The 26515-nt window shown below is 60.2% G+C and carries 25 protein-coding genes; 15 read left to right on the top strand and 10 right to left on the bottom strand.

Annotated features, from left to right (window positions below; genetic code table 11):
• Positions 1-8 precede the first annotated feature (8 nt).
• Positions 9-1118 (top strand): GTPase ObgE, encoded by a 1110-nt coding sequence (gene obgE / locus ACIROY_RS18805; RefSeq protein WP_402275587.1) that lies wholly within the window; start codon positions 9-11, stop codon positions 1116-1118.
• 121 nt (positions 1119-1239) lie between these two features.
• Positions 1240-2358, top strand: a complete 1119-nt coding sequence (gene proB, locus ACIROY_RS18800) for a glutamate 5-kinase (RefSeq protein ID WP_402275584.1) — start codon at positions 1240-1242, stop codon at positions 2356-2358.
• 76 nt (positions 2359-2434) lie between these two features.
• Here the strand turns inward: proB and ACIROY_RS18795 are convergent, their stop codons facing one another.
• Both ACIROY_RS18795 and ACIROY_RS18790 read right to left on the bottom strand, forming a co-directional pair.
• Positions 2435-3001 carry a CNP1-like family protein gene (locus tag ACIROY_RS18795; protein ID WP_402343195.1) on the bottom strand — a complete coding sequence of 189 codons (567 nt, stop codon included), beginning with the start codon at positions 2999-3001 and terminating at the stop codon, positions 2435-2437.
• A gap of 6 nt (positions 3002-3007) precedes the next feature.
• Positions 3008-3601: an RNA pyrophosphohydrolase gene (locus ACIROY_RS18790; protein WP_402275580.1), complete on the bottom strand. Its 594-nt coding sequence runs from the start codon at positions 3599-3601 to the stop codon at positions 3008-3010.
• A 237-nt stretch (positions 3602-3838) separates the two neighbouring features.
• On the opposite strand from ACIROY_RS18790, the gene ACIROY_RS18785 reads away from it, so the two are divergent.
• Positions 3839-5563 (top strand): proline--tRNA ligase, encoded by a 1725-nt coding sequence (locus ACIROY_RS18785; protein WP_402275577.1) that lies wholly within the window; start codon positions 3839-3841, stop codon positions 5561-5563.
• A 17-nt stretch (positions 5564-5580) separates the two neighbouring features.
• Positions 5581-6255 carry a lytic transglycosylase domain-containing protein gene (locus tag ACIROY_RS18780; RefSeq protein WP_402343192.1) on the top strand — a complete coding sequence of 225 codons (675 nt, stop codon included), beginning with the start codon at positions 5581-5583 and terminating at the stop codon, positions 6253-6255.
• A gap of 72 nt (positions 6256-6327) precedes the next feature.
• Here ACIROY_RS18780 and ACIROY_RS18775 read toward each other — a convergent pair whose 3' ends face one another.
• From ACIROY_RS18775 to ffh, 3 genes are all read right to left on the bottom strand, one after another.
• Entirely contained in the window at positions 6328-6753 is a 426-nt protein-coding gene (locus ACIROY_RS18775; RefSeq protein WP_402275573.1) for a hypothetical protein, read from the bottom strand.
• A 195-nt stretch (positions 6754-6948) separates the two neighbouring features.
• Positions 6949-7407: an SWIB/MDM2 domain-containing protein gene (locus ACIROY_RS18770; protein ID WP_402275570.1), complete on the bottom strand. Its 459-nt coding sequence runs from the start codon at positions 7405-7407 to the stop codon at positions 6949-6951.
• 224 nt (positions 7408-7631) lie between these two features.
• The gene (gene ffh / locus ACIROY_RS18765) at positions 7632-8999 is read right to left on the bottom strand and encodes a signal recognition particle protein (RefSeq protein ID WP_116436621.1); all 1368 of its coding nucleotides are present in this window, start codon (positions 8997-8999) and stop codon (positions 7632-7634) included.
• A gap of 297 nt (positions 9000-9296) precedes the next feature.
• Here ffh and ACIROY_RS18760 point away from each other — a divergent pair, with 297 nt between their 5' ends.
• The 11 genes from ACIROY_RS18760 to ACIROY_RS18710 all read left to right on the top strand — a co-directional run bounded on the left by ACIROY_RS18760 (position 9297) and on the right by ACIROY_RS18710 (position 21040).
• Positions 9297-10259, top strand: a complete 963-nt coding sequence (locus ACIROY_RS18760) for an ABC transporter substrate-binding protein (RefSeq protein ID WP_116436620.1) — start codon at positions 9297-9299, stop codon at positions 10257-10259.
• Positions 10260-10284: 25 nt separating this feature from the next.
• Positions 10285-11106 carry an ABC transporter permease gene (locus ACIROY_RS18755; RefSeq protein WP_402275568.1) on the top strand — a complete coding sequence of 274 codons (822 nt, stop codon included), beginning with the start codon at positions 10285-10287 and terminating at the stop codon, positions 11104-11106.
• A 1-nt stretch (position 11107) separates the two neighbouring features.
• The gene (locus ACIROY_RS18750; RefSeq protein ID WP_402275566.1) at positions 11108-11905 is read left to right on the top strand and encodes an ABC transporter ATP-binding protein; all 798 of its coding nucleotides are present in this window, start codon (positions 11108-11110) and stop codon (positions 11903-11905) included.
• A gap of 160 nt (positions 11906-12065) precedes the next feature.
• Positions 12066-12875 (top strand): inner membrane protein YpjD, encoded by an 810-nt coding sequence (locus tag ACIROY_RS18745; RefSeq protein WP_402275564.1) that lies wholly within the window; start codon positions 12066-12068, stop codon positions 12873-12875.
• Entirely contained in the window at positions 12872-13147 is a 276-nt protein-coding gene (locus ACIROY_RS18740) for a PP0621 family protein (RefSeq protein WP_402275562.1), read from the top strand. Before ACIROY_RS18745 ends, ACIROY_RS18740 begins: the two co-directional genes overlap by 4 nt.
• Before the next feature lie 7 nt (positions 13148-13154).
• Positions 13155-13763, top strand: a complete 609-nt coding sequence (gene ampD / locus ACIROY_RS18735) for a 1,6-anhydro-N-acetylmuramyl-L-alanine amidase AmpD (RefSeq protein ID WP_402275559.1) — start codon at positions 13155-13157, stop codon at positions 13761-13763.
• 491 nt (positions 13764-14254) lie between these two features.
• Positions 14255-17233, top strand: a complete 2979-nt coding sequence (locus ACIROY_RS18730; protein ID WP_402275557.1) for a ribonucleoside-diphosphate reductase subunit alpha — start codon at positions 14255-14257, stop codon at positions 17231-17233.
• Positions 17234-17380: 147 nt separating this feature from the next.
• On the top strand, positions 17381-18571 hold the full coding sequence (locus tag ACIROY_RS18725) for a ribonucleotide-diphosphate reductase subunit beta (protein ID WP_116436613.1): 1191 nt from the start codon (positions 17381-17383) through the stop codon (positions 18569-18571).
• A gap of 504 nt (positions 18572-19075) precedes the next feature.
• Positions 19076-19792, top strand: a complete 717-nt coding sequence (locus tag ACIROY_RS18720; RefSeq protein ID WP_265211169.1) for a histone H1-like DNA-binding protein — start codon at positions 19076-19078, stop codon at positions 19790-19792.
• Positions 19793-20027: 235 nt separating this feature from the next.
• A complete protein-coding gene (locus ACIROY_RS18715; RefSeq protein WP_053201110.1) occupies positions 20028-20570 on the top strand; it encodes a YggT family protein in 543 nt (180 codons plus the stop codon).
• 95 nt (positions 20571-20665) lie between these two features.
• Complete coding sequence (locus ACIROY_RS18710; protein WP_402343189.1) at positions 20666-21040, top strand: YxeA family protein; 375 nt, start codon at positions 20666-20668, stop codon at positions 21038-21040.
• A gap of 2 nt (positions 21041-21042) precedes the next feature.
• Here ACIROY_RS18710 and ACIROY_RS18705 read toward each other — a convergent pair whose 3' ends face one another.
• The 5 genes from ACIROY_RS18705 to accC form a co-directional block, all read right to left on the bottom strand.
• Positions 21043-21588, bottom strand: a complete 546-nt coding sequence (locus ACIROY_RS18705) for a peroxiredoxin (RefSeq protein WP_402343186.1) — start codon at positions 21586-21588, stop codon at positions 21043-21045.
• 66 nt (positions 21589-21654) lie between these two features.
• A complete protein-coding gene (locus ACIROY_RS18700) occupies positions 21655-22590 on the bottom strand; it encodes a carbohydrate kinase family protein (RefSeq protein WP_402343183.1) in 936 nt (311 codons plus the stop codon).
• A gap of 103 nt (positions 22591-22693) precedes the next feature.
• The gene (locus tag ACIROY_RS18695) at positions 22694-23980 is read right to left on the bottom strand and encodes a DUF3426 domain-containing protein (RefSeq protein WP_402343180.1); all 1287 of its coding nucleotides are present in this window, start codon (positions 23978-23980) and stop codon (positions 22694-22696) included.
• An 82-nt stretch (positions 23981-24062) separates the two neighbouring features.
• Complete coding sequence (gene prmA / locus ACIROY_RS18690; RefSeq protein WP_402275546.1) at positions 24063-24980, bottom strand: 50S ribosomal protein L11 methyltransferase; 918 nt, start codon at positions 24978-24980, stop codon at positions 24063-24065.
• Positions 24981-25020: 40 nt separating this feature from the next.
• On the bottom strand, positions 25021-26400 hold the full coding sequence (gene accC, locus ACIROY_RS18685) for an acetyl-CoA carboxylase biotin carboxylase subunit (protein ID WP_402275543.1): 1380 nt from the start codon (positions 26398-26400) through the stop codon (positions 25021-25023).
• Positions 26401-26515: the final 115 nt, after the last annotated feature.

The raw sequence follows: 26515 nt of genomic DNA, 5'->3' as shown, positions 1-26515 counted from the left end.
TAACAATCATGAAGTTTATCGACGAAGCAAAGATCGAACTGATCGCGGGCGATGGCGGCAACGGCGTTGCCAGTTTTTGCCGTGAAAAATTCCGTCCGTTCGGTGGTCCCGACGGCGGCGACGGCGGCAAGGGCGGCAGCATCTGGGCCGTCGCCGACCGTAACGTCAACACCCTGATCGACTATCGCTATTCCAAGCTGCACAAGGCGCGCAACGGTGAAAACGGCCGCGGCTCGGATTGCTACGGCAAGGGCGCCGACGATATTTTCCTGCGCATGCCGGTAGGCACGCTGATCGTCGACCACAACACCGGCGAACATATTGCCGATTTGACCGAGCACGAGCAGGTTGTCCTGCTGGCGCAAGGCGGCGAAGGCGGCTGGGGCAACATCCATTTCAAGACGTCCACCAACCGCGCCCCGCGTCAAAAGACCGAAGGCAAGGAAGGCCAACGCCGCGAACTGAAGCTGGAGCTGAAGGTGCTGGCCGACGTCGGCCTGCTGGGTATGCCCAACGCCGGCAAGTCGACCTTCATCTCGGCTGTGTCCAACGCACGTCCGAAGATCGCCGACTATCCATTTACGACCCTGCATCCGAACCTGGGCGTGGTACGCGTGAGCCATGAAAAGAGCTTCGTGATCGCCGACATCCCGGGCCTGATCGAAGGCGCCGCCGATGGCGCCGGCCTGGGCGTGCAGTTCCTGCGCCACTTGCAGCGTACCGGTTTGCTGTTGCACATCGTCGATCTGGCGCCGTTTGAAGATACTGTCGATCCGGTCAAGGAAGCCAAGGCCATCGTCAAGGAATTGCAGAAGTACGACGATTCCCTGTTTGACAAGCCGCGCTGGCTGGTGCTCAACAAGCTCGACGTGGTGCCGGAAGCGGACCGCAAGAAGCGCGTCAAGGACTTCGTCAAGCGCTTCGGCTGGAAGGGGCCGGTGTTTGAAATCTCCGCGCTGACCCGCGACGGTTGCGAAGACCTGATCACCGAAATCTACGGCTACCTGGAAACCAAGCGTCACCAGGAACATCGCGCCGAAGAAACCCAGATGACCGAAGAAGCGCGCGGCATTTCCTCGATTGATCCGGATGATCCGCGTTTCAAGGTACTCGACTGATCGTCTGCCGGTCAATCTGCAAGTAAATCGTTTACTATCTTGTTCTCGATGCATGTCCGTCGACACCCATGGTGCGGCGGACATTTGAATTTTACGGCCCGGCCGATCTTCCTCCAACAACATGCATTCCGTCATACAACAAGCCAAGCGGCTGATCATCAAAGTCGGTTCCTCGCTCGTGACCAACGATGGCAAGGGGCTCGACAGCGCTGCCATCGCCATGTGGGCCGAGCAGATCGCGCATTTGCGCACGCTCGGCAAGGAAGTGGTGCTGGTCAGTTCCGGCGCGATCGCCGAAGGCATGCAGCGTCTCGGCTTCGATCGCCGTCCGACCGGCGTGCATGAATTGCAGGCCTGCGCTGCCGTCGGCCAGATGGGTCTGGCGCAAATCTACGAAACCAGTTTCCGCGCGCATCAGCTCGGGACCGCGCAGGTGCTGCTCACACACGCCGACCTGGCCGACCGCGAGCGTTACCTCAACGCACGCTCGACCTTGTTCACGCTGCTGCGTTTCGGCGTCGTGCCGATCATCAACGAGAACGACACCGTCGTTACCGATGAAATCAAATTCGGCGACAACGACACGCTTGGGGCATTGGTCGCCAACCTGATCGAAGCCGACGCGCTGATCATCCTGACCGACCAGCGCGGCTTGTACACGGCTGATCCGCGACGCGATCCCGACGCCCAGTTCGTACATGAAGCCAAGGCTGGCGATCTCACGCTGGAGGCCATGGCGGGCGGCGCCGGCAGCGGCATCGGTCGTGGCGGCATGCTTACCAAAATCCTCGCGGCCAAACGCGCCGCCACCTCGGGTGCGCACACCGTGATTGCCTGGGGGCGTGAAGAGAGCGTGCTGAGCCGCCTCGCCGCCGGCGAAGCCATCGGCACGCAATTAACGGCGCAGACCGCGCAACTGACTGCACGCAAGCAATGGATGGCCGATCATCTGCAGACGGCCGGTCGCGTGGTCCTGGACGACGGCGCCGTGCAGAAGCTCACGGCCGAAGGCAAGTCGCTGCTGCCGATTGGCGTCACGGAAGTGGCGGGCGAATTCGGTCGCGGCGATGTCATCACTTGCGTCGACGCAAGCGGCAAGCCTGTTGCGCGCGGCATCAGCAATTACGCCAGTTCGGATGCGCGCCGCATCGTGCGTCATCCTTCGTCGGAAATCCTCTCCATCCTCGGCTTTGTCGAAGAGTCCGAACTGATCCATCGCGACAACCTGGTGCTGGTATAAACCGGTAAATTCGCTGAAAAAACAAAAGGGGCGCAGTGTTCATCTGCGCCCCTTTTGCATTCTGCGTCGGCAGGACTTACTCTCTGGCAGGATCGATCGGACGATTTTCACGCAGGCGGTTGCTGATTTTTCTCAGATCACCGTCCAGTATGCCAACCTGACAGAAATAGCTCTTGTAGAGAGCCGCGTCCTGGCGATTGGCGCCGGCGTCCTTGATGCGTATCCATTTGTCGTGGCGCGAACGCGACCAGCTGCCATCGCTGCGGCCGAAGGCGTACTGCTTGATCTCGTAAGTTTCGCAGCGAATGCCTGAATAAATGATATTGGTGGCGCCGCCGCTGCTCTTGGTCACCATGATGTAGCGTACGACGTTGTCAGTGCCGATGCTCAGCGACTTGAGATCGACGTAGGATTTCGACGTCGTGGTCGGGCCGACGTAGAACTCGGCAAGATTCTCTGGCAGCGGCGCCGGGGGTAACTTGACGGCGATCTCTTGCCACGGCTTCTCTTCATCGTCGAATTCTTCGTCGAAGTTGCCCAGCTGTTGAGCGAAACTGAGCGTAGCCGAACACAACAGCAGACCTGCCGCCAGGGTGCGGACAAGTCGGTGCGGAGCAAAGATATTGCGGAAACGTTGGGACATGAAGATTCACTTAATGGTGGGCGGAGTGGCGGAGCCGCAAGGATCTGCCTGTGGGGCATTGCCGGGATGATCGGATGACGCGTGCTCGGTTTTGCCAGCGGCATCGGGACGGCGATGTCCGGCATGCGGTCGCGCCAGGAAGCGCGACAGCTCCTTGAGCGCCTGCTGATAGACGTCGCGTTTGAACTCGATGACCACATCCAGCGGGACCCAATAGTCGTGCCAGCGCCATGCGTCGAACTCGGGATGCGAGGTCAGGCGCAGGTTGACGTCGCAATCGCGGCCGACCATGCGCAGCAGGAACCAGATCTGTTTTTGCCCACGATAATGGCCGCGGATTTCACGCTTGATGAAATGATCGGGCACCTCATAGCGCAGCCAGTCGCGCGTGCGACCGATGATCTTGACGTGTTCCGCCTTCAGGCCGATTTCTTCTTCGAGTTCGCGAAACATCGCCTGTTCGGGAGTTTCGCCATGTTTGATTCCGCCTTGTGGAAATTGCCACGAATGTTCTCTAACCCGCTTGCCCCACCAGACTTCATTCTGGGCATTGAGCAGGATGATGCCGACGTTCGGGCGGAAGCCTTCTCGATCCAGCATGGTGTACCTCAAAACTTTCTGCGGCAGGGCGTCCTCTCTTGCCCTATCCGGCCTCCGCTGGCAATTGCTCGATAATTGTCAGCACGCGCCTTTATCAAGCGCGGCAAAGACCGGCACATCGACGCGCGATGTGCATGAAACAGGGATCAAATGTGCAAAGAGTGGGCGCATCAGCCAGCTAATCCTTTAAAATTAGGTTGATTATAAACCTTCCTCTTTTAAAAAGAACTCATCGTCATGCGCGCCTCCCGATTTTTTATTTCCACCTTGAAAGAAGCTCCTTCCGACGCCGAAATCGTCAGCCACAAGCTGATGATGCGGGCCGGGATGATCAAGCGGCTCGGCTCCGGGATCTACACGTACATGCCGATGGGCCTGAAGGTAATCCGCAAGGTGGAAGCGATCGTGCGCGAGGAAATGAACCGTTCCGGCGCCATCGAATTGTTGATGCCGGTGGTGCAGCCGGCCGAGCTGTGGCAGGAAACCGGACGTTGGGACAAGATGGGCGCTGAGTTGATGCGCGTGAAGGATCGCCATGGCCGCGACTTCGCCATCCAGCCGACCTCCGAAGAAGTGGTTACCGACGTTGCTCGCACCGAGCTGCGCAGCTACAAGCAGTTGCCGGTCAACTTCTATCACATCCAGACCAAATTCCGCGACGAGCGCCGTCCGCGTTTCGGCCTGATGCGTGGCCGTGAATTCACCATGAAGGACGCCTACTCCTTCGACCGCGATATCGACGGCCTGAAAAAGTCCTACCAGGTCATGTACGACGCCTACGTGCGCATTTTCACGCGCTTCGGCCTGCAGTTCCGCGCCGTCGCGGCCGACAATGGCGCCATCGGCGGTTCGGGCTCGCATGAGTTCCACGTCATCGCCGCCACCGGCGAAGACGCGCTGGTGTATTGCCCTACGTCCGACTACGCCGCCAACATGGAAGCGGCCGAAGCAGTTGCCGTCAATGCCACGCGGGGCGCAGCCACAGAAGCGCTGACCAAGACCGCGACCCCGGGCAAGGCCAAGTGCGAAGCGGTGGCCGAGCTGCTCAAGCTGCCGCTGGAGCGCACCATCAAGTCCATCGTACTGACCGTCGAGAAGGAAAAGCCGGAAGACAAGGAAGTCTGGCTGCTGCTGCTGCGCGGCGATCACGAACTCAACGAAGTCAAGGCCGGCAAGATTCCCGGTCTGGCCAATTATCGTTTCGCCAACGAAGCCGAAATCGTCGAATGGTTCGGCACGCCACCGGGCTACCTCGGACCTATCGGCACCAAGAAGCCGGTCAAGGTCGTGGCCGACCGCACCGTCGCCAACATGAGCGATTTCGTCTGCGGCGCCAACGAAGCCGACTTCCACTTCACCGGCGCCAACTGGGGCCGCGATCTGCCGGAACCGGCCGTCGCCGATATCCGCAACGTGGTCGAAGGCGACGCGTCGCCGGATGGCAAGGGCGTGCTGGCAATCCAGCGCGGCATCGAAGTCGGCCACGTGTTCCAGCTCGGCACCGCGTATTCGGAATCAATGAAGGCGACTTATCTGGACGAAGCCGGCAAGCCGCAACCGCTGCAGATGGGTTGCTACGGCATCGGCGTCACGCGTATTCTGGGTGCCGCCATCGAGCAGAACTTCGATGACAAGGGCATCATCTGGCCGGCCACGCTGGCGCCGTTCGAAGTGGTGCTGTGCCCGATGGGCTACGACCGCAGCGAAGCGGTCAAGGCGGAGATCGACAAGCTATACGACGCGCTGGTCGCAGCCGGGGTCGACGTCATCCTGGACGACCGCGGTGAACGTCCGGGCGCCATGTTTGCGGACTGGGAGCTGATCGGCGTGCCGCACCGCGTGGTCATCGGCGACCGCGGTCTCAAGGACGGCCAGATTGAATACCAGGGCCGTCGCGACACTGCAGCCACACCGGTGCCGCTGGCCGATGCTCTCGCCTTCATCCAAGGCAAGCTGGCCTGAACGGCATTCACCGCAACATGCGGTTGGTGCGTCAGGTCCTGATGCTGGCGTGTGGTGCGCAATGGCTGCTTGCCGTTGCCGCCCACGCCGGCAATCAAAAAGAAGAGCAACTGGCGGATTCGCTCCGCTCGGTGCTCGCGCAAGCGGTGGCGGACGCCCGTCCGCCGAAGCCGCAATTTTCCACCATCGAAGAACGCATCGCCTACCTCAACTGGCTGGGCGAGATGTCCGATCGCCTGCGCGAGACGATACCCGACCGGCGCGGTCGCCTGGAGTTGCTGGAGAGCGCCTGGTATGAAGCGCGTCGCGCCGGACTCGATCCGGCCCTGGTGCTGGGATTGATCCAGGTGGAATCGGCTTTCCGCAAATATGCGATCTCGTCGGCCGGCGCCACCGGCTACATGCAAGTGATGCCGTTCTGGACGCGCGTCATCGGCGATGGCGACCGCCGCAAGCTGTTCCACCTGCGCAGCAACCTGCGCTATGGCTGCGTAATCCTGCGGCTGTATCTGGATCAGGAGGGCGGCGATTATTTCATGGCGCTGGGACGTTACAACGGCAGTCGCGGCCAGGCTGATTATCCGAATGCGGTGCTGAGCGCATGGAGGCGTTGGGAGTACGGCAATTCCGTGAGCGGAAATCCGCTCGCTCAAAAAGGAGAGGGGATCAGCGCCGAAACAATTCGGCGCTGATCCCCTCTGTCGGCGTCGCTAGTCCAGTCTGCCGGGTAAATCGTTTACAGCCAATCTCTTATAGCCAATCTCTTACTGTGTCGTCGCGGGTACGATCGTCACGTCCTTGCGCAGGATGCCGCCGGAGGGCGCGTTGCCTTCCACGTCGGTGGGGTTCTCAATGCGGCGCTGGCAATCGGCCTGGTCGCTGGCCGGCAAGGCCTTGCAACGATTTACCGCGTTGGAAGAATATTGCGTCTGCTGGCCGTCATTGAGCTTGCCTTGTTTGGCCTGCTGGTAAGCGGCGCCGGCTTCGCGCAGACAGGTGGCCTTGTCCTGGTTGGATTGGCCGCTGGTGCAAACGGCTTTTTCACGTTGATATTGCGCGTCGAGCTCGGAGTTGCTCTTGCCAGCAGCGAAAACACCGCCGGCAGTCAGGAGGCTCACTGCAGCGATGCTGATTGCTGCGGTTGTCTTGCGCAGGCCCGCGCGGGCCGGGTTGGGTTGAGGAAATGTCATGCCGAATCCTTTCAGGTTTACGTCCGTGCAGTCTAGACTCCGGCCCAAAACCCAAAGTTCAGCCGGCGACAGAGATATCGCTCTCCTGTAGGAATGCACTGTCGGCGCATGACCCGAATCGCATCCAAAAACAAAAACGCCCGCGCGTTGCGGGCGTTTTTGTTTTGCAAGCAAGTCTGCAAAAACCTGTATTGCCTATTTCAAATGGCCGGAAATCAGCTTGGTCATTTCAAACATCGATACCTGTTTCTTGCCGCCGAACACGACTTTCAACTTGTCGTCCGCGTCGATATTGCGCTTGTTCTCAGGGTTTTGCAGATTGTGTTTCTTGATGTATTCCCAGACCTTCTTGGTCACTTCCGTACGTGGCAGAGGTTTCGCGCCCACGACTTCAGCCAGCGCTGCGGACGGTGTCAGCGGCTTCATGAAGGCGGCGTTGGGAGTACGTTTGACGGCTGGTTTCTTTGCTGCCGGCTTGGCTGCTGCTTTTGGTGCGGCGGCCTTCTTTGGTGCGGCGGCTTTTGCTGCAGGCTTTGCTGCTGCTTTTGGTGCTGCCTTTTTCGGTGCTGCGACTGCTTTCTTCGGTGCTGCTTTCGGTGCTGCTTTTGCTACGGGCTTCTTCGCTGCGGCTGCGGGTTTTTTGGCTGTGGCCATCTGTAAGCCTCCTTAATAAGAGATCAAGCAAGGAAAGAGTTGAATGCGCAAATCACGCACCAGCAATAGTGGTGCGGTTTTCCCGGCGATGCAAGTGTTTTTTAGCGCTTTTCGGGGCGAAAACACGCTATAAGCAACGACGATTGCGAAAACCCGCTTTGCTCCTCTCAAAAAGCCGCCCGGCGCGGCTTTCGCGCTGCGCCGGGACACCCTCCAAAGTGGCCTCAGCGCATGCCCGGCATCATGCCTTTCATGCTGCGCATCATCTTCATCATGCCGCCGCCTTTGAGCTTCTTCATCATGGTCTGCATCTGGTCGAACTGGGCCAGCATGCGATTGACTTCCTGCACCTGCACACCGGCGCCGGCGGCGATGCGGCGCTTGCGCGTGGCCTTGATCAGTTCCGGCTTGGCGCGCTCTTGCAGCGTCATCGAGTTGATGATGCCTTCCATGCGGCGCACCTGCTTTTCAGCCTGGTCCATGTTGGTCTTGCCGGCGGCCTGCTGCATCTGGGCCGGCAGTTTGTCCAGCAGGCCGGCCATGCCACCCATCTTTTTCATCTGGCCGAGCTGGGCCTTGAAGTCGTTGAGGTCGAACTTGCCGCCGCCCTTGATCTTTTGTGCGAGGTCGTTTGCAGCAGCGACGTCGACGCCTTTGCGTGCTTCTTCGACCAGCGCCAGGATGTCGCCCATGCCGAGGATGCGATTGGCCATGCGGCTTGGATCGAAGGCTTCCAGGCCGTCGAGTTTTTCGGCCACGCCGGCGAACTTGATCGGCTTGCCGGTGATGTGGCGCACCGACAAGGCGGCGCCGCCGCGCGAGTCGCCGTCCAGCTTGGTCAGCACGATACCGGTCAGCGGCAGCGCGTCGCTGAAGGCCTTGGCGGTGTTGATGGCGTCCTGGCCGAGCATGGCGTCGACCACGAACAGGGTTTCGATCGGCTTGACAGCGGCGTGCACGGCGCTGATTTCCTGCATCATCGCTTCGTCGATGCCGAGACGGCCGGCGGTGTCGATGATCAGCACATCATGGAAATGGCGCTTGGCGTAATCGAGCGCGGCCAAGGCGATGTCGACCGGCTTGTCGGTGGTCTTGGTCGGGAAGAAGTCGGCGCCGGCTTGGGCGGTCACGGTTTCCAGCTGGCCGATCGCGGCTGGACGGTAGACGTCGGCGGAGACGGTCAGGACCTTTTTCTTGGTGGTCTCGCGCAAGTACTTGGCGAGCTTGCCGACGGTGGTTGTTTTACCGGCGCCCTGCAGACCGGCCATCAGAATGATCGCCGGCGGTTGGGTGGCGAAGTTGAGCTGCGAGGCTGCCGGACCGAGGTCGGCACCCATCAGGCTGGCCAGCTCGCGCTGGACCACGCCGACCAGTGCCTGGCCCGGGGTCAGCGAACCGATGACTTCTTCGCCGAGAGCTCTTTCCTTGACCTTGGCGATGAACTCGCGCACTGCCGGCAGGGCGACGTCGGCCTCCAGCAGCGCCAGGCGCACTTCGCGCAGCATCTCGGCGGTATTGGATTCGGTCAGGCGCGCCTCGCCGCGCATGGTTTTGACGACTTTGGCAAGGCGTTGGGTGAGATTGTCGAGCATGATGAACCGTTATCTTGAAGAAATGGGTGCGGCCCGCGCCGGAAATTTCGGGTGAAAATCGTCCGGGCGAAAACCGCAGCGTAAACAGCCATTTTACCCGATCGCACCGCCTCTCAGCGGCTATCCCTGCAGGCCCCTGAACAAGAGTAGGGGAAAGTACGGTATTGTTCTCGCTGCAGGATTTGTGTATACAGTGGCCTTGCACAGAATGAATGGACGGTTCTTCCCACGAGGAAGGCGCATATCAACCCGCGGCGTACTTCGCTCGCGGCGCAAACATAACGACAGGAGAGAGAGATGCACAAGAAACTCATCGCGGCGGCTGCAGTCGCCATCATGGCGGCAGGCGCTTCGTTCAGCGCCGGCGCACAGGAAGTGATCCGCCTCGGCAACCTCAAATTCGCCCACTACGGCGCGGTGTCCTATATCAAGGAAATCGCCCCGAAATGCGGCATCAAGGTCGACGAAAAAGTCTTCGCCAAGGGTCCCGACGTGATGCAGGGCATCCTCGCCGGTGAACTCGACGTCGGCACCACCGCTTCGGAAGCCGCCATTTCGGGCCGCGCCAACGGCGCGCCGATCTATGTCGTGGCCGGTTTCGCCAAGGGCGGCGCGCGTCTGGTGGCAGGTAAGGATTCCAACATCAAGTCGGTCAAGGATCTGAAGGGCAAGAAAGTCGGCGTCACCCGCGGCGGTATCCATGAAGTGCTGCTCGACGCCGAACTCGGCCAGAACGGCCTGACTTCCAAGGACGTGACCATCGTCTACCTGGCGTTTGCCGACCTCAACCAGGCGTTGCTGGGCAAGAACATCGACGCCATGATGCAGAGCGAGCCGCAATCCTCGCAGGCGATCAACAAGGGCTACGGCGTCGAAGTCATGAAGCCGTACGACACCCCGATCGGCGAACCGGTGCGCACCATGGTGATGACCGAGAAGTTCTACAAAGAGAAGCGTCCGCTGGCCGAGAAGTTCATGCGCTGTTTCCTGGAGGCGACCAAGACCTTTATCGACAACAAGGAAACCGCCGAGAAATACGTGCGTGAAGTGATCTTCAAGAACCAGATCACCAAGGAAGACTTCTACGACGCCATCGGCAATTCTCCTTACGCCTATGACATCACCGCCGAGCATATCCAGATCACCACCGACACCATGGCCAAGTACGGCACTGGCAAGATGGCCAAGCCGCCGGTCGCCAAGGATTGGGTGAAAACCGATCTGCTGGAGCAAGCCAAGAAGAGCATGAACCTGAAGTAATTCGTCAAGTAACAAGGAAACAGCGATGGCAAAACAAAAAATTGGGGGAGCCCTGGAGGGATTGCTGGTGCCGGTGGCGGTGATCGCCATCTGGCAGGCGGCGTCTTCGCTGGGCTGGATTAATCCGCTGGTTTTGCCGTCGCCGTGGGCGGTGGTGCACAAGTGGTTCGAGTACGCCGCACCGCTGAAACCATATGATCCCGCCGAGGGCAGCTGGCTGGCCTGGCTGTTCTCCGGCGAGCTGTTGATGGACGCCCTCGGCAGCCTGTATCGCGTGGTGGTCGGTTTCCTGATCGGCGCCGGGCTGGCCTTGCCGCTGGGTTTGCTGATGGGCTCCAGCCAGCGCGTCTACGGGTTGATGAACCTGACGGTGCAGGTGATCCGTCCGATTCCGCCGATCGCCTACATCCCGCTGGCGATCCTGTGGTTCGGGCTGGGTAATCCGCCGGCGCTGTTCCTGATTTCTCTGGGCGCGTTCTTCCCGGTGCTGATGAACACCATCGCCGGCGTGCGTCAGGTCGACAGCATCTACCTGCGCGCTGCGCGCAACCTCGGCGCCAGCCAGCGCACGCTGTTCGTGCGCGTGATGCTGCCGGCTGCGGTGCCCTACATCCTGTCGGGCGTGCGCATCGGCATCGGCACCGCCTTCATCGTGGTGATCGTGGCCGAAATGATCGCGGTCAGCAACGGCCTCGGTTTCCGCATCATGGAAGCACGCGAATACTTCTGGTCCGACAAGATCATCGCCGGCATGATCACCATCGGCCTGCTCGGCCTGGCGATCGACCTCGGCATGAGCCGTCTGAACAATTACATGCTGCGCTGGCATCGCGGACTGGAGAGCTGACATGAACGCATCCCAAATCGTCATTGCCGGCGTCAACAAGGTTTTCAAAAGCGACGAGCGCGAAGTGGTGGCCTTGAAGGACATCAATCTCGACATCCCGGACGGCCAGTTCGTCTGTCTGCTCGGCCCGTCGGGTTGCGGCAAGTCGACCTTGCTCAACGCCATCGCCGGCTTCGCCCTGCCCAGCAGCGGCAGCATCACCACCGACGGCAAACTGGTCACCGAGCCGGGACCGGATCGCGGCATGGTCTTTCAGGAGTACGCGCTGTTCCCCTGGATGACGGTCGAGCAGAACGTCGCCTTCGGCCTTGAAATCAAGGGCGTCGGCAAGGCTGAGATCCAGGCGCGCGTGACGCAGTTGCTGGACAAGCTGGGCCTGATCGATTTCCGCAGCCGTTTCCCCAAGGACCTGTCCGGCGGCATGCGCCAACGCGTGGCGATTGCCCGCGTGCTGGCGCTGGATTCGCCGATCATGCTGATGGATGAGCCGTTCGGTGCGCTCGACGCCCTGACGCGGCGCAATTTGCAGGACGAGTTGCTGCGCATCTGGGACGAGTTCAAGAAGACCATCGTCTTCGTCACCCACAGCATCGAAGAAGCCATCTACCTGGCCGACCGCATCGTCGTCATGACCTATCGTCCCGGCACCATCAAGCGCGACATCACAGTCACGCTGCCACGCCTGCGCGATCCGGCCGACCCCGAGTTCAACGCCTTGAAGCGCGAACTCGGCCAACTGGTCATGGAAGAGCAGCAGCGCCATCACCACGACGAGATGCGCGCCGCCGCCGTCGACTGAGCATTGTTTTTTGCTGTTTTGCCCCCACTCTATTGTTTCGTGCCAACGCAATAGAGCGGGGTCGCATTTGCCTTCCGGTAAGTGCGCCAGGCTCTCTTCGGCGCTTTTTTGCCGCCCCTCCCGCAGTCAGCGAAGTGACGACATGGTGTAAACTTAGTCGATGCAAACTTATTTTTTCATTCTGGCTGCGCTCCTCTATCTGGGCTGCGCCTTCCTGCCTTCCGAGCGGCGCCTGCCGATTTCACTCGGGACGGTGATCGGATGGCTGCTGCACGGCGGCGCCCTGGTCTACGACATGTTTGCGCCCGACGCCGTGCGCGTCGGATTTGCGGTGATGCTGTCGGCCACGATGTGGGTCTCGGTGGCGGCTTACTGGCTTGAAAACCGCAACTTCTCGCTCGACAGCCTGCGCGTGCTGGTGCTGCCGGTGGCGGCCGTGGCGGTGATTTTGCCGAGCGTATTTCCAGGCAACATGGTCGAGCTGGCAGGCAAGTCGGACTGGTTCCTGTGGCACATCGCGATTTCCATCCTGGCCTACAGCACGCTGACCATCGCGGCCTTCCACGCCGTGCTGATGGTGCTGCAGGAGTCGCGCCTGCATACGCGACCCGGACCGGCCCGCTCGGGCTGGTTCTCGATCGCACTGGACCGCCTGCCGGCGCTGCTGACGATGGAAAAGATCCTGTTTCGCCTGATCGCATTCGGTTTCGTTTTGTTGACCCTGACGGTGCTGTCGGGCGTCGTGTTTTCCGAGCAGTTGTTCCAGAAGGCGTTCCGGTGGGATCACAAGACGATCTTCACCTTGTTGTCCTGGGGCCTGTTCGGTTTATTGCTGGCGGGACGCAAATGGCAAGGCTGGCGCGGTCGCACCGCGCTCAGTTTCACCCTCGCCGGGTTTGCCATTTTGCTGCTCGCCTATGTCGGCAGTCGCTTCGTGCTTGAAGTCGTGCTGCATCGGATACTCGTATGAAATATCTCATTTGGCTGATAGTCGCCCTGGCGGTCGTGGTTTGGTTCCAGCGCGCCAAAAAATCCATGGCGGCTGGCGCCGCCTCTTCTCCAGACCGGGAAGGCGCGCGCCGCAATCCGTTCGCGCGCAAGCGCAGCGAGCCTCAGCAGCAGATTGAGGCCATGGTGCAATGTGCGCATTGCGGCATCCATTTTCCGGCGTCGGAGTCCATCAGCAACGCTGCCGGCACCGTGTTTTGCAGCGAAGAACACCTGCGTCTGGCCTCGTCCTGAGATGAACATGCCGGCGCCGGTCCTGGACATCGAAGCCGACGGCTGGTGCGGACAGGCGCACCGCCAGCCGTCGCCCAACTTTGACGCGCGCGCCGAGGGCGTGGCGGCAGAGCTGCTGGTGATCCACAACATCAGCTTGCCGCCGGGCCAGTTTGGCGGACCGTTCATCGGCGATCTGTTCTGCAACCGGCTGGATTGCGACGCCCATCCGTATTTCGATCAATTACGCCCCTTGCGGGTGTCGGCCCATTTCGTCATCCAGCGCGACGGCGCTCTGATCCAGTTCGTCTCGGCCAATGACCGGGCCTGGCATGCCGGCGTGTCCAGCTTCCATGGACGAGAGCGCTGCAACGACTTTTCCATCGGCATCGAGCTCGAGGGAACCGACTTCGAGCCCTTCACCGACCTTCAGTACGAAGTGTTGGCGACGCTCACCGACGCCCTGCGCCGACGGTATCCGCTGACCGATGTGGCCGGTCATGAGCACATCGCTCCCGGTCGCAAGACCGACCCCGGTCCATTTTTCGACTGGGCGAGATTCCGGAAAAATTTCCATTGCCTTGCAGAACAAGCGCAATTGCGCTTCCCTGCTGGGGGCGGCGGAAGTCAAGCGTAAAACATATAAAAATATCCAGAAATAGCGGTTGCATCTGACGATTGCAGACACTAGAATTAGTCTCAATCATTCCTTTGGAACTAGATGTAGTGTTTTTGGTAAGTAAATCTTTAATCGTTCTTTGGGTTGGAAGTAGCTGTTCTCGGTTCGTCGCGGCATGTACATGGCGCCGGATCAGGCTCTCAACAGGGGCCGGGCAGGTTCAGCAGGTCAGGGCTTCATGGTTGGGCTTCATTGCGGGTGACGGGTCTTGAGGCAAGCAACAATTCAAACGATGTCTCGGCAGTCCTCTCATCTCAGGTTTTCTCAGATTTTATTAACGGTTCGGAACAGGTAGCAACCAGGCGGCTGCACACAGGCAGCGGCATTGGTGTTGTCCTGTTCCCGGTATTTCGTGAACCTCTCTCCGTTTCAGTATCTATATAGAGAGAAGGTTCTATTGGCAACGCGGGCAGTTTTGCTGTCCATCAATCACAGTTTTAGGAGGCTCAGTGCGCTCTACTCAAGAAATTTCCGCTAAATCCCCAACAGATTTTGGCGTCATCCCCGCCGCAGGCAATCATGACGAAGCCACCTCGTCGCAATTGATCAAGCCGGCTTCCGGTCTGGGCGAATACAGAATCATCCGCCGCAACGGCGCGGTGGTCGGTTTTGAACCATCGAAAATCTCGATCGCGGTGACCAAGGCGTTTCTCGCCGTCAACGGCGGCCAGGGTGCGGCATCGGCGCGCGTGCGCGAAATGGTCGAGCAACTGACTACCAGCGTCGTCTCGGCCCTGGTGCGTCGCCAGCCGACCGGCGGCACCTTCCATATTGAAGACATCCAGGACCAGGTTGAACTGGCCCTGATGCGTTCCGGCGAACACGACGTCGCCCGCGCTTACGTGCTGTACCGCGCCAAGCGCATGGAAGAGCGCGCCCAGCAACAAGGCAGCGCCGCCAAGACCGATTTCGCCGCACCGCAATTGCACGTGGTGGAAGACGGCCAGAGCCGTCTGCTGGACCTCGACGAAGTTCGCACCCTGATCACCGCCGCCTGCGTCGGCCTGGAAAAACACGTTGACGCCGACGCCATCCTGGCTGAAACGGTCAAGAACCTGTACGACGGCGTGCCGGTGGAAGAGCTGCACAAGTCGGCCATCCTGGCTGCCCGCGCGCTGATGGAAAAAGACCCGGCCTACAGCCAGGTCACCGCACGCCTGCTGATGCACACGATCCGTAAAGAAGTGTTCGGCAAGGAAGTGGCGCAAGCCGATGCACCGGCCGAGTACCTCGACTACTTCGCCAAGTACATCAAGAAGGGCATCGCCGCCGACCTGCTCGACTCCAAGCTGGCCCAGTTCGACCTGGTCAAGCTGGCCGAGGCCATCAAGCCTGAGCGCGACCTGCAATTCGGCTACCTCGGCCTGCAAACTTTGTACGACCGCTACTTCCTGCACATCCAGGGCACCCGCATCGAAATGCCGCAAGCGTTCTACATGCGCGTCGCGATGGGCCTGTCGTTGAACGAAATCAACCGCGAAGAACGCACTATCGAGTTTTACAACCTGCTGTCTTCGTTCGACTTCATGAGCTCGACCCCGACCCTGTTCAACTCGGGCACCCTGCGTTCGCAACTGTCGTCGTGCTACCTGACCACCGTTGCCGATGATCTGGACGGCATCTACGAAGCCATCAAGGAAAACGCATTGCTGGCCAAGTACGCCGGTGGCCTGGGCAACGACTGGACCCCGGTCCGCTCGCTGGGCGCGCACATCAAGGGCACCAACGGCAAGTCGCAAGGCGTGGTGCCGTTCCTGAAAGTGGTCAACGACACCGCCGTGGCGGTCAACCAGGGCGGCAAGCGCAAGGGCGCAGTTTGCGCCTACCTGGAAACCTGGCACATGGATATCGAGGAATTCCTCGACCTGCGTAAAAATACCGGCGATGACCGCCGCCGTACGCATGACATGAACACCGCCAACTGGATTCCCGACCTGTTCATGAAGCGCGTCATGGAAAAGGGCGACTGGACCCTGTTCTCGCCATCCGATGCGCCCGACCTGCACGACAAGTTCGGCAAGGCCTTCGAAGAAGCCTACACTGGCTACGAAGCCAAGGCTGCACGCGGCGAACTGAAGCTGTTCAAGAAGATTGCCGCACTGGATCTGTGGCGCAAGATGCTGTCGATGCTGTTCGAAACCGGTCACCCATGGATCACCTTCAAGGACCCATGCAACATCCGTTCGCCGCAGCAACACGTCGGCGTGGTCCACAGCTCGAACCTGTGCACCGAGATCACCCTGAACACCAACGAATCCGAAATCGCCGTCTGCAACCTGGGTTCGGTCAACATGCCGGCCCACCTGGTCAACGGTGAAATCGACCACGCCAAGCTGCAAAAGACCATCCGCACTGCCATGCGCATGCTCGACAACGTGATCGACATCAACTACTACGCGGTCAAGAAGGCGCGTGACTCGAATCTGCGCCACCGTCCGGTCGGCCTGGGCATCATGGGCTTCCAGGACTGCCTGCACATGAAGCGCGTGCCTTACGCATCGATGGACGCGGTGGAATTCGCCGACCGTTCGATGGAAGCCGTCTGCTACTACGCTTACTGGGCATCGACCGAGCTGGCGGAAGAGCGCGGCCGTTACAGCTCCTACCGCGGTTCGCTGTGGGATCGCGGCATCCTGCCGCAAGATTCCCTGAAGTTGCTGGCGCAGGAACGCGGCGGCTACCTGGAAGCGGACATGTCCGAAACGCTGGACTGGTCGGCACTGCGTTCGCGCATTTCAGAGTTCGGCATGCGCAACTCGAACTGCGTGGCGATCGCACCGACGGCAACGATTTCTAACATCATCGGCGTGTCGGCCTGCATCGAACCGACTTACCAGAACCTGTATGTGAAGTCGAACCTGTCCGGCGAATTCACCGAAATCAACGAGTACCTGGTACGTGACCTGAAGGCCCGCGGCCTGTGGGATGAAGTCATGATTTCCGACCTGAAGTACTTTGACGGCAGCCTGGCCAAGATCGACCGCATCCCACAAGACCTGCGCGACATCTACGCCACCGCCTTCGAAGTCGAGCCCTCCTGGCTGGTGGAAGCAGCATCCCGCCGTCAGAAATGGATCGACCAGGCGCAATCGCTGAACATCTACATGGCCGGCGCCTCGGGCAAGCGCCTGGACGAAACTTACAAGCTGGCATGGTTGCGCGGCCTGAAGACCACGTACTACCTCCGCACCATCGGCGCGACACATACCGAGAAGTCGACTTCCAAGACCGGCGCGTTGAACGCGGTGGCGGTGGACGGCGGCGTCAGCCACAGTGCAGCGGCGGCGGCAACAGCTGCACCGGCCTCGATGACGGCGTCTGCCGCCAGCATGGCAACCGTGGCGGCGGCAGAAGTCGAAGCCGACGGCGAAGCATGCTACCTGCGTCCCGGCGATGATGGTTTCGAAGAGTGCGAAGCTTGCCAGTAATCAAAACGCAGTAACTACAGGCAACCGCCGCCGGCAAGTCCGGCGGCAGTCTTCTCCGGAAGATGAACGAGCCGCCTGAATCAATGTCATAAGTCACATCCCGGCCGCGCCGGGACGTCAAAAGTAAATAAAGTAAAGGATCAAAAAATGCTCTCTTGGGATGATGAAGTGAAGGCGACGCCGGCACCATCCGCGCCACGCGCCTCGCAAACGCCTCAGCCTCAATTGCAATCGGCCGCCGTAAATGCACGTCCGCAGTTTTCCGACGTGGCCCTGAATCCTGCTCTGGTTACCAAAGACGAAGCGCCGGTTGATGTGACCCGCCGCGTCAACGCCGCCGACAAGCGCATCATCAACGGCCACACCGACGTCAATCAGCTGGTGCCGTTCAAATACAAATGGGCCTGGGACAAGTACCTGGCCGGCTGCGCCAACCACTGGATGCCGCAGGAAATCAACATGCAGCGCGACATCGAACTGTGGAAAGATCCGAACGGCCTGACCGAAGACGAACGCCGTCTGGTCAAGCGCAACCTCGGCTTCTTCGTCACCGCCGACTCGCTCGCCGCCAACAACATCGTGCTGGGCACCTACCGCCACATCACCGCGCCGGAATGCCGTCAGTACCTGCTGCGCCAGGCGTTCGAAGAAGCGATCCACACCCACGCCTACCAGTACATCGTCGAGTCGCTGGGGCTGGATGAAGCGGAAATCTTCAACGCCTATCACGAGGTGAAGTCGATCCGCGACAAGGACGAGTTCCTGATCCCGTTCATCAACACGCTGACCGATCCGCAGTTCACTACCGGCACCACCGAGAACGACCAGAAGCTGCTGAAGTCGCTGATCGTTTTCGCGTGCATCATGGAAGGCCTGTTCTTCTACGTCGGCTTCACGCAGATCCTTGCGCTGGGTCGCCAGAACAAGATGATGGGCGCCGCCGAACAGTATCAATACATCCTGCGCGATGAATCGATGCACTGCAATTTCGGGATCGATCTGATCAACACGGTGAAGATGGAGAACCCGCATTTGTGGACGCCGGAATTCAGAAACGAAATTAAATCGTTGTTTTTAAGCGCCGTAGAGTTGGAATATCGTTACGCAGAGGATACAATGCCGCGAGGCGTGCTAGGTTTGAATGCGCCGATGTTCAAAGGCTACTTACGGTTCATCGCTAATCGTCGCGCACAGCAAATCGGACTTGATCCGCTGTTCGCGCAAGAAGAAAATCCGTTTCCGTGGATGAGCGAGATGATCGATTTGAAGAAGGAGCGCAACTTCTTTGAAACCAGAGTCATCGAGTATCAAACCGGAGGCGCGCTTAACTGGGAATGATGTGCCCATCTCGTCAATGCTCTTCAGCGAGATCTGTGAGGCACTCAGCGGTCGGATAGCTTGCAAGATATCCGACTGCCAAAAACGGAAGGCTTTCACCAAATTTAATGAACAGTAAAAGACCGAAACGATCTTCTCTGTTATCGCCGCTTGACCCGATCAAATCGGGTCAGGCGGCTTTTCCTTTGAAAAACCTGAAGGTTTTTCGGGAATCGTATTCCTGACGCTAGCGTGTAATCCGCTGGCGTTTTTTTTGGTTGTGGCGTTCGCGAAGGCGCGAAACAAGGCTCTGAGCCCCTGAACAAGCGGGGCAGAGGCCCAGCCAAGATAGCTGAAGTGCTGCATACATGAGGGGATGCAGCAGTTCAGCTGGTGCCGAATTCATTAGCGCAAGCAGAAGCTTGCTTGTGCCGATGAATAATCCGCCTGCATCATCGCGATGGTACAGACGGGTTTCTTAAATCAAGCTTGATTTTTTCCATCACGTGAAGAAGGAGAAACAAAATGGCAACAGCAGCAAAGAAACCAGCAGCCAAGAAGCCGGCTGCAAAGAAACCAGCGGTCGCCGCTAAGAAGCCGGTTGCAGCCAAGAAGGCAGCAGCTCCTAAGAAGGCAGTCGCCGCCAAGAAGCCAGTAGCTAAGGCAGCAGCAAAGCCAGTGGCAAAGAAAGCAGCAGCTCCTAAAAAAGCAGTTGCAGCCAAGAAGCCAGTAGCGAAGAAGGCAGTTGCAGCGAAGAAGCCAGTCGCCAAGAAGGCAGTCGCAGCGAAGAAGCCGGTAGCAGCGAAGAAGCCAGTGGCGAAGAAAGCAGCGGCTCCTAAGAAAGCAGTTGCAGCCAAGAAGCCAGTAGCGAAGAAGGCAGTCGCCGCTAAAAAGCCAGTCGCCAAGAAAGCAGTCGCAGCGAAGAAGCCAGTCGCAGCGAAGAAGCCAGTGGCGAAGAAGGCCGCAGCTCCTAAGAAGGCAGTTGCAGCGAAGAAGCCAGTCGCGAAGAAGGCAGTCGCCAAGCCAGCGGCTAAGAAGCCAGCCGCCAAGCCAGCTGCAAAGCCGGCCGTCAAGGCAGCCGCTAAGCCAGCAGCGAAGAAGCCAGTCGCCAAGAAGGCAGCTGCTAAGCCTGCGGCTAAAAAGCCGGCAGCTAAGCCAGCCGCTGCAGCAGCTCCTGCTGTGAAGACTGTGCTGAACCCGGCAGCAGCTTGGCCGTTCCCAACAGGCACAACACGTCCTTAATCGGACCTGGCCTGGCGCCTGAGTAATCAGGTGCAAAAATACCGCTGTGTGATTCGTTCATGCAGCGGTTTTTTTTCGCCCGTCTCAACGCGTTGGCGTGCTTGCTTTAGTCTTTATTAATTATTCGCCGTCCCCACATAGGGAAAACGGCTGCATGGTTTAGTATGTGCACCAGAGGGCCTCCGCAGGACGGAGATCGCGTAAACAAGTAAGCAGCTTCTTATGGAGAGTGACCGTGTTGCATAGCATTTTCATGTTGATCGTTGACGCCATCGCCAGCGTGCTCGCCGGGGTGCTGTTGCTGCGTTTCTGGATGCAGGTGGTGCAGGTGCGCCCGCCGGCTTCGGTGGGGCAGTTCGTGTTCCAGTTGTCGGACTGGTTGGTCAAGCCCTTGCGCAGGATCCTGCCGGGCGTCGGCGGCTATGACTGGGCCAGCCTGGTCGGCGCCTTCCTGGTCGTGCTGCTGTCGATCATCGCGGCGCTGGGATTTGCCTCGGGGTTTGATTTTCAGCCCATCATTCTGTTGTCGCTGGTGCGCTTCTTCCAATGGATTTTTTACGGTTTCATGGCCACGCTGATCATCGAAGCGATCTTCAGCTGGGTCAATCCGTATGCGCCGCTGGCGCCGTTCGTGCGCGCGTTGAATGAGCCTTTGCTGCGTCCGCTGCGCAAGGTCCTGCCGCTGATCGGCAACGTCGACTTGTCGCCGCTGGCGGCGTTGATCCTGCTGCAGATTGCGGTGCGCCTGGTCAGCACCCTGATCCTGTCGATCGGCTGAAAAGACAATTTCATCGACATGCTCGATAAAATGCGAGCAACCCGGTCAGCGCAGGGGCAGTCAGACTCACTTTGACTTTGGTTAAAGTGAGTGCAATGACAAAACGTACCGGATGGATGATTGTGAGCGCTGTCCTGATTGCGGTGCTGGCCGGCGGCCTCGGCGTGATGATGATCAAGGCCAAGCGTTTCGGGAAGAAGCAGTACTACACGCAGATCACGCAGCCCGGCCTGTTCAACGGACAGGAGCTATGGGGCTATACCTACGAGCAACCGGCATTTGATGAGCACGGCAAAGAGCGCCGGCTGACATTCCTCGCCCCGAAAAATCTGCGTTTGCAAGCCTATCTGCGCATCTATGTCGCTGACGAGGATTTCGTCACGGCGTGGGAAGAGGTCGACAGTGGCGCTATTCCGGCGCCGGCCCGCAAACCATTGCAACTACCTGACGCGCCCTCTGCGAATCAATAAGCTTACTTGCGTTTGACCCACTGCTGCAGCGCTTGCAGCGTGTTCTCAACGTGCTTGTCGGGACTCGGGCTGCTGTATTCATAGATGATGCTCTTATCCGGCGCGATCACGTAGGATGTGCGGCTGGCGTAGTCCGACTTGATCGTCATCACGGCATCATAGGACTTCATGATCTTCTGATCGGTGTCGGCGGCCACGGCAAACTTGCTGCGGCATTCGCTCACAGAAAATTTGTTGAGGGTATCGATCTTGTCGTTCGACACGCCGATCACCGTGGCGCCGAGTGCCTTGTAGCGATCGATGGCGTCGGCGAACAAGTGCGCTTCGATAGTGCAGCCGGTGGTAAATGCGGCCGGATAGAAGTACAGCACCACCGGACCTTTCTTGAGCGCATCGGCCAGCGAGAAGGTCGACACCTGCCCGCCGAGCGAGGACTGCGCCGTGAAATCGGGCGCCTTGTCGCCTGCTTTCAGGGCCGCCATTGCGCCGGACGCAACCAGCAGGGACACCGCACACGAGATGGCGAGCGTGGAAACGAAGCGTTTCATGATCAATCCTTTCAATGAGCGGTGAGCAGTGAGCGGGCAGCCGCAGGGCGGCTGCTCTCAATACGATCAGGCGAAACGGTAGCCGAAGGCCTTGTGGAAACGGTCGTCGATTTCGGCCAGGGTAGGAGCGTGATTCTGCGGTCCTTGCGAAGCGATCTTGATCGAGCCCATCAGGCTGGACAGGCGACCGATGGTAGCCCAGTCCATGCCCTTTTCCAGGCCGAACAGCATGCCGGCGCGGAAGGCGTCGCCGCAACCGGTCGGATCGGCGATGGTCTCGGCCGGTACGCAAGGGATGTCGATCTTTTGGCCGTCCGCATAGATCTCTGCGCCCAGTTCGCCGCGCGTGACGATCAGCGCCGAGACTTGTCCGGCGATCTGCTCCAGGCTCAGGCCGGTGCGGGTGGTCAGCAATTCGGCTTCGTAATCGTTGACCGCGACATAGGTGGCGAGCTCAATGAAATGCTTCAGGTCGTCGCCGCTGAACATCGGCAAGCCCTGACCCGGATCGAAAATCAGCGGGATATTCTGTTGGGCGCTGTGCTCGGCGTGTTGCAGCATGCCGTCGCGGCCGTCCGGCGCCACGATGGAGAACTTGACCGCGCCGGCATCGGCGACCTTGTTCTCATGCGAGAAGGTCATCGCGCCCGGATGGAAAGCGGTGATCTGGTTGCTGCCGGCGTCCGTGGTGATGAAGCATTGTGCGGTGAACGAACTGTCGATCACGCGGATGTTGTCGGTGGAAATGCCGAGATCCTTGAAGCGCTGCAGGTATGGCGCGCTGTCCTGGCCCACGGTCGCCATGATTACCGGTTCGCCGCCCAGCAGTTTCAGGTTGTAGGCGATGTTGCCGGCACAGCCGCCGAACTCGCGTCGCATGGTGGGCACCAGAAAGGACACGTTGATCTTGTGCAACTGATCGGCCAGCAGGGCTTCGGAGAAGCGGCCGTCATATTGCATGATGTTGTCGTAGGCGAGCGAGCCGCAAATCAGTGAACTCATGGCGTAGTCTGAAAAAGTTGGGAATGCAGCATTGTAGAAGAATCCCCGTGCCTTTGTGTCGTTTGTTGCGGTCAGCGGGCAGTGGCCGGCAGCGAGCGAGGGGTCAGGGGTAGAACAGGTAAATGCGGTAGCCGGAGGCGGCGGGCTGGGCCAGCTCGAAGGTCAGCTTGATCTGCTGCTCGCCTTCGCCGGCCAGGCCGCTGTCGACCAGTTTCGCCGAAGCCAGGTACTCGCGCGGCGTGAAGACGCGGCGCGTGATGGCTTTTTCGTCGCCGTCGTTGAGCGTGAGTTCCAGATAAGGCCATGCCTGCGCGCCATAGCCGCGGTTGCGCAGCAGCGCCGACAAGGTATAGATGTTCTGATTGGGCGGCACCAATTGCAGTTCGCTTGAGTCCAGCACCAGTTGGTCGATGCTGGCGGGCAGGCCCACGGAGCAATGCAACGGTGCGCAGGCCGCAGCCAGCAACGGCCGCGTCGACGGCAGCCAAGCGGCGACGGTGTTGCGCCAGACATAGGTCGCCTGCAGCAGCAGCGCGATGCCGAGGATGACGGCTCCGACGATCATGGCGACGCGGACGATCCGGCCCAGGCGTTCGCGACGTTCGGCTTTCTGAACGAAAGCGGGAGCGTCTTCGTCGTATTCTGCCTCCTCAGTCTCCTCTTCTTCAGATTCTTCTTCCGCGCCGGCTTCTTGGACAGCTTGCTGTTTCGGCGTGACAAGCGCTGCCGCTTCAGTCTTCGCTTCGGCTGCGTCAGTGTCAGTCAGCGTGACGGAAGAGGTCTGAGGAACCGGGTACGACAAGGCTTGTGTCAGTGTGTTGACGCTGGCGTCCGGCACGGCAAGCGGTGCTGCCGCATTGTCGGCAGAAGCCGGCGCCGTCGTGGGCGAGCCCGGCAGCGGGAAGGAGGCTGCCGACGCTGGTTCAGGTGCGGTTTCTTGCGCAGCCGGCGGTGCCGCGTCCGGCGCGTCGTTCTTCTGCACTGGAGGCGCACCCCAGGGAGCATCGTTGGTTTCCGCTGCAATGCTGGCGAAGGCGGCGGACAGATTGGCGGTGGCCATCCATGGCGGCGGTGCTGCGGGTGCCGATGAATCCTCGGCAGGCGCCGGGATGGTTGCAGCTTGCACAGGCTGCACCGGCGGCGATCCAGGCAACGGAGGCCAGCCCAGCGGCGCATGCGGTTCTGCGGATTCAATGGAGCGGGGAGCGGGAGTCGGCGTCGGCGGCGCGACGACCAGTTGCTGGGCGATTTCCGGCGCGACCAGATGGTCGTTGCCGTTGAAAACTTCCTTGCAAGTGCCGCAGCGGACCAGGCCGCCGCGCAGTTTGAGCTGATCTTGGGCGACGCGGAATGTCGTCTGGCAGAAGGGACATTGGGTCGCCAGCGCCATCAGCAGACCTCGTCGGGGGCTATGCAGGCCGGAGGCAATCCGGCGCTGCCGTGTCGGCGATGGGCGAGGCCGCGCTGCATGCTTACACCGTCGGCGCGCGGCCGGCCAATGCGACCCAGCCTTCGTGCTCGGCCCACACGCTCAGTTCGAGGTAGGGCGCATAGGCGGCGATGACGTCCTGGGCCTGGCGATCGAGCACGCCCGACAGCACCAGCGAACCGCCCGGCGCCACGCGTCCGGCCAGCATCGGCGCCATCAGTTGCAGCGGGCCGGCCAGGATGTTGGCGACCACGATGGCGAAGGTCTGGCTTTCGGGATAGCTGCGGACGAAGGCTTCCGGCAGGTGGTATTCGATGTCGTCGCAGGCGTTGCGCTCGCTGTTGAAGCGCGCCGATTCCAGCGCTTGCGGATCGATGTCGACGCCGATTACATGCTGCGCGCCGAGCTTCTTGGCGACCAGCGCCAGAATGCCGGAGCCGCAGCCGTAGTCGAGCACGGTCGCCGCATCGACCGCATGCTGCTCCAGCCATTCCATGCACAGACGGGTGGTCGGATGGCTGCCGGTACCGAAGGCCAGGCCGGGGTCGAGCTCCAGCACCAGCGCATCAGGTTCCGGTGCGTCGTGCCAGCTTGGCACGACCCAGATGCGTTTGCCGATGTGGATAGGTTCGAATTGCGATTGCGTCAGGCGCACCCAGTCCTGCTCTTCCACCGAACGCAAGGCGAACGGCAGGGCGTAGTCCAGGCCGATGGCCTTGGCGGCATCGTTGACGATGGTGGCATGGTCGGCGTCGACGTCGGCCAGAGCGACCACGCGGCTGCGTTCCCACGCCGCTTCGGTCGGCTCCATGCCGGGCTCGCCAAACAGCGGCTGCTCGGCGACGGTGCCTTCGTCGGCGTCTTCCACCGAAACCGACAGCGCGCCCGACTCCATCAAGGCGTCGGAGAGCGCCTCAGCCTGGTCACGCGTGACTTGAATGACAATTTCGGTCCAGCCCATCGGTTTCTTTGCCTTTACTTCTTTAACTTACTGCTTCAACTTATTTCTTCACCGGCTTGTCCGCCGTCGGCGCGGTGGGGCGCTCAGACAGCTTGTGCTCGAGATAGTGGATGTTGGTGCCGCCTTCGATGAAGCGGGCATCGACCATCAACTCGCGGTGCAGCGGGATGTTGGTTGAAATGCCTTCGACCACCATTTCCGACAGTGCGATCTGCATGCGGCGGATTGCCTGCTCGCGGGTCGAACCGTAAGAGATCACCTTGCCAACCATGGAGTCATAGTTCGGCGGCACGAAGTAACCGGCGTAAGCGTGCGAATCGACGCGGATGCCAGGACCGCCCGGCACATGCCATGCGGTCAGGCGACCCGGCGATGGCGTGAACTTGAACGGGTCTTCGGCGTTGATGCGGCACTCGATCGCGTGGCCCTTGAGTTCGATGTCGCGCTGGCGGTAACGCAGCTTTTCGCCGAAGGCAATGCGGATCTGCTCCTGCACGATGTCGACGCCGGTGATCATCTCGGTGACCGGATGTTCGACCTGCACGCGGGTGTTCATTTCGATGAAGTAGAACTCTTCGTTTTCGTACAGGAACTCGAAGGTGCCGGCGCCGCGGTAGTTCATCTTGCGGCAGGCTTCGGCGCAGCGCTCACCGATCTTCTCGATGATCTTGCGCGGGATGCCCGGCGCCGGCGCTTCTTCGATAACCTTCTGGTGGCGGCGCTGCATCGAGCAATCGCGCTCGCCCAGCCAGATGGCTTGCTTGTGTTCGTCGGCGAGGATCTGGATTTCCACGTGGCGCGGATTTTCCAGGTACTTCTCCATATAGACTTCCGGATTGCCGAAGGCTGCGCCGGCTTCCGTCTTGGTCATGGTGACGGCGTTGATCAGCGCTGCTTCGGTATGCACCACGCGCATGCCACGGCCGCCGCCGCCGCCTGCCGCCTTGATGATGACCGGATAGCCGATCTTGCGCGCGATCTGCACGATTTCCTTCGGATTGTCGGGCAGGGCGCCTTCCGAACCAGGTACGCACGGCACGCCGGCGCGGATCATGGCCTGCTTGGCCGACACTTTGTCGCCCATCATGCGGATGTTTTCAGGGCGCGGGCCGATGAAGACGAAGCCGGATTTCTCGACGCGCTCGGCGAAGTCGGCGTTTTCCGACAGGAAGCCGTAGCCCGGATGGATCGCCTGAGCGTCGGTCACTTCAGCGGCGCTGATGATCGCCGGCATGTTCAGGTAGCTCAGCGCGGAAGGAGCCGGGCCGATACAGACCGATTCGTCCGCCAGCTTCACGTATTTCGCCTCGCGGTCCGCTTCGGAGTGAACGACCACGGTCTTGATGCCCATTTCACGGCATGCGCGCTGGATACGGAGAGCGATTTCGCCACGGTTGGCGATAAGGATTTTTTCAAACATATGAGGGATGTGCGTCGCCAATAGTCAAGCGTTTACAAACAGATAACCAGATCCGCCCCGGATGGTCCGCGCATCCGCCTGCCGCGATCTTGCGCAGGCAGGCGCCGGACATGCA

Origin of the sequence: Herbaspirillum sp. NPDC101396, assembly GCF_044767365.1 — a bacterium.
Classification (GTDB): Bacteria; Pseudomonadota; Gammaproteobacteria; order Burkholderiales; family Burkholderiaceae_D; genus Herbaspirillum.
Note: the sequence above shows the minus strand (reverse complement) of the source record. Positions and strands in the feature narration are given on the sequence as shown.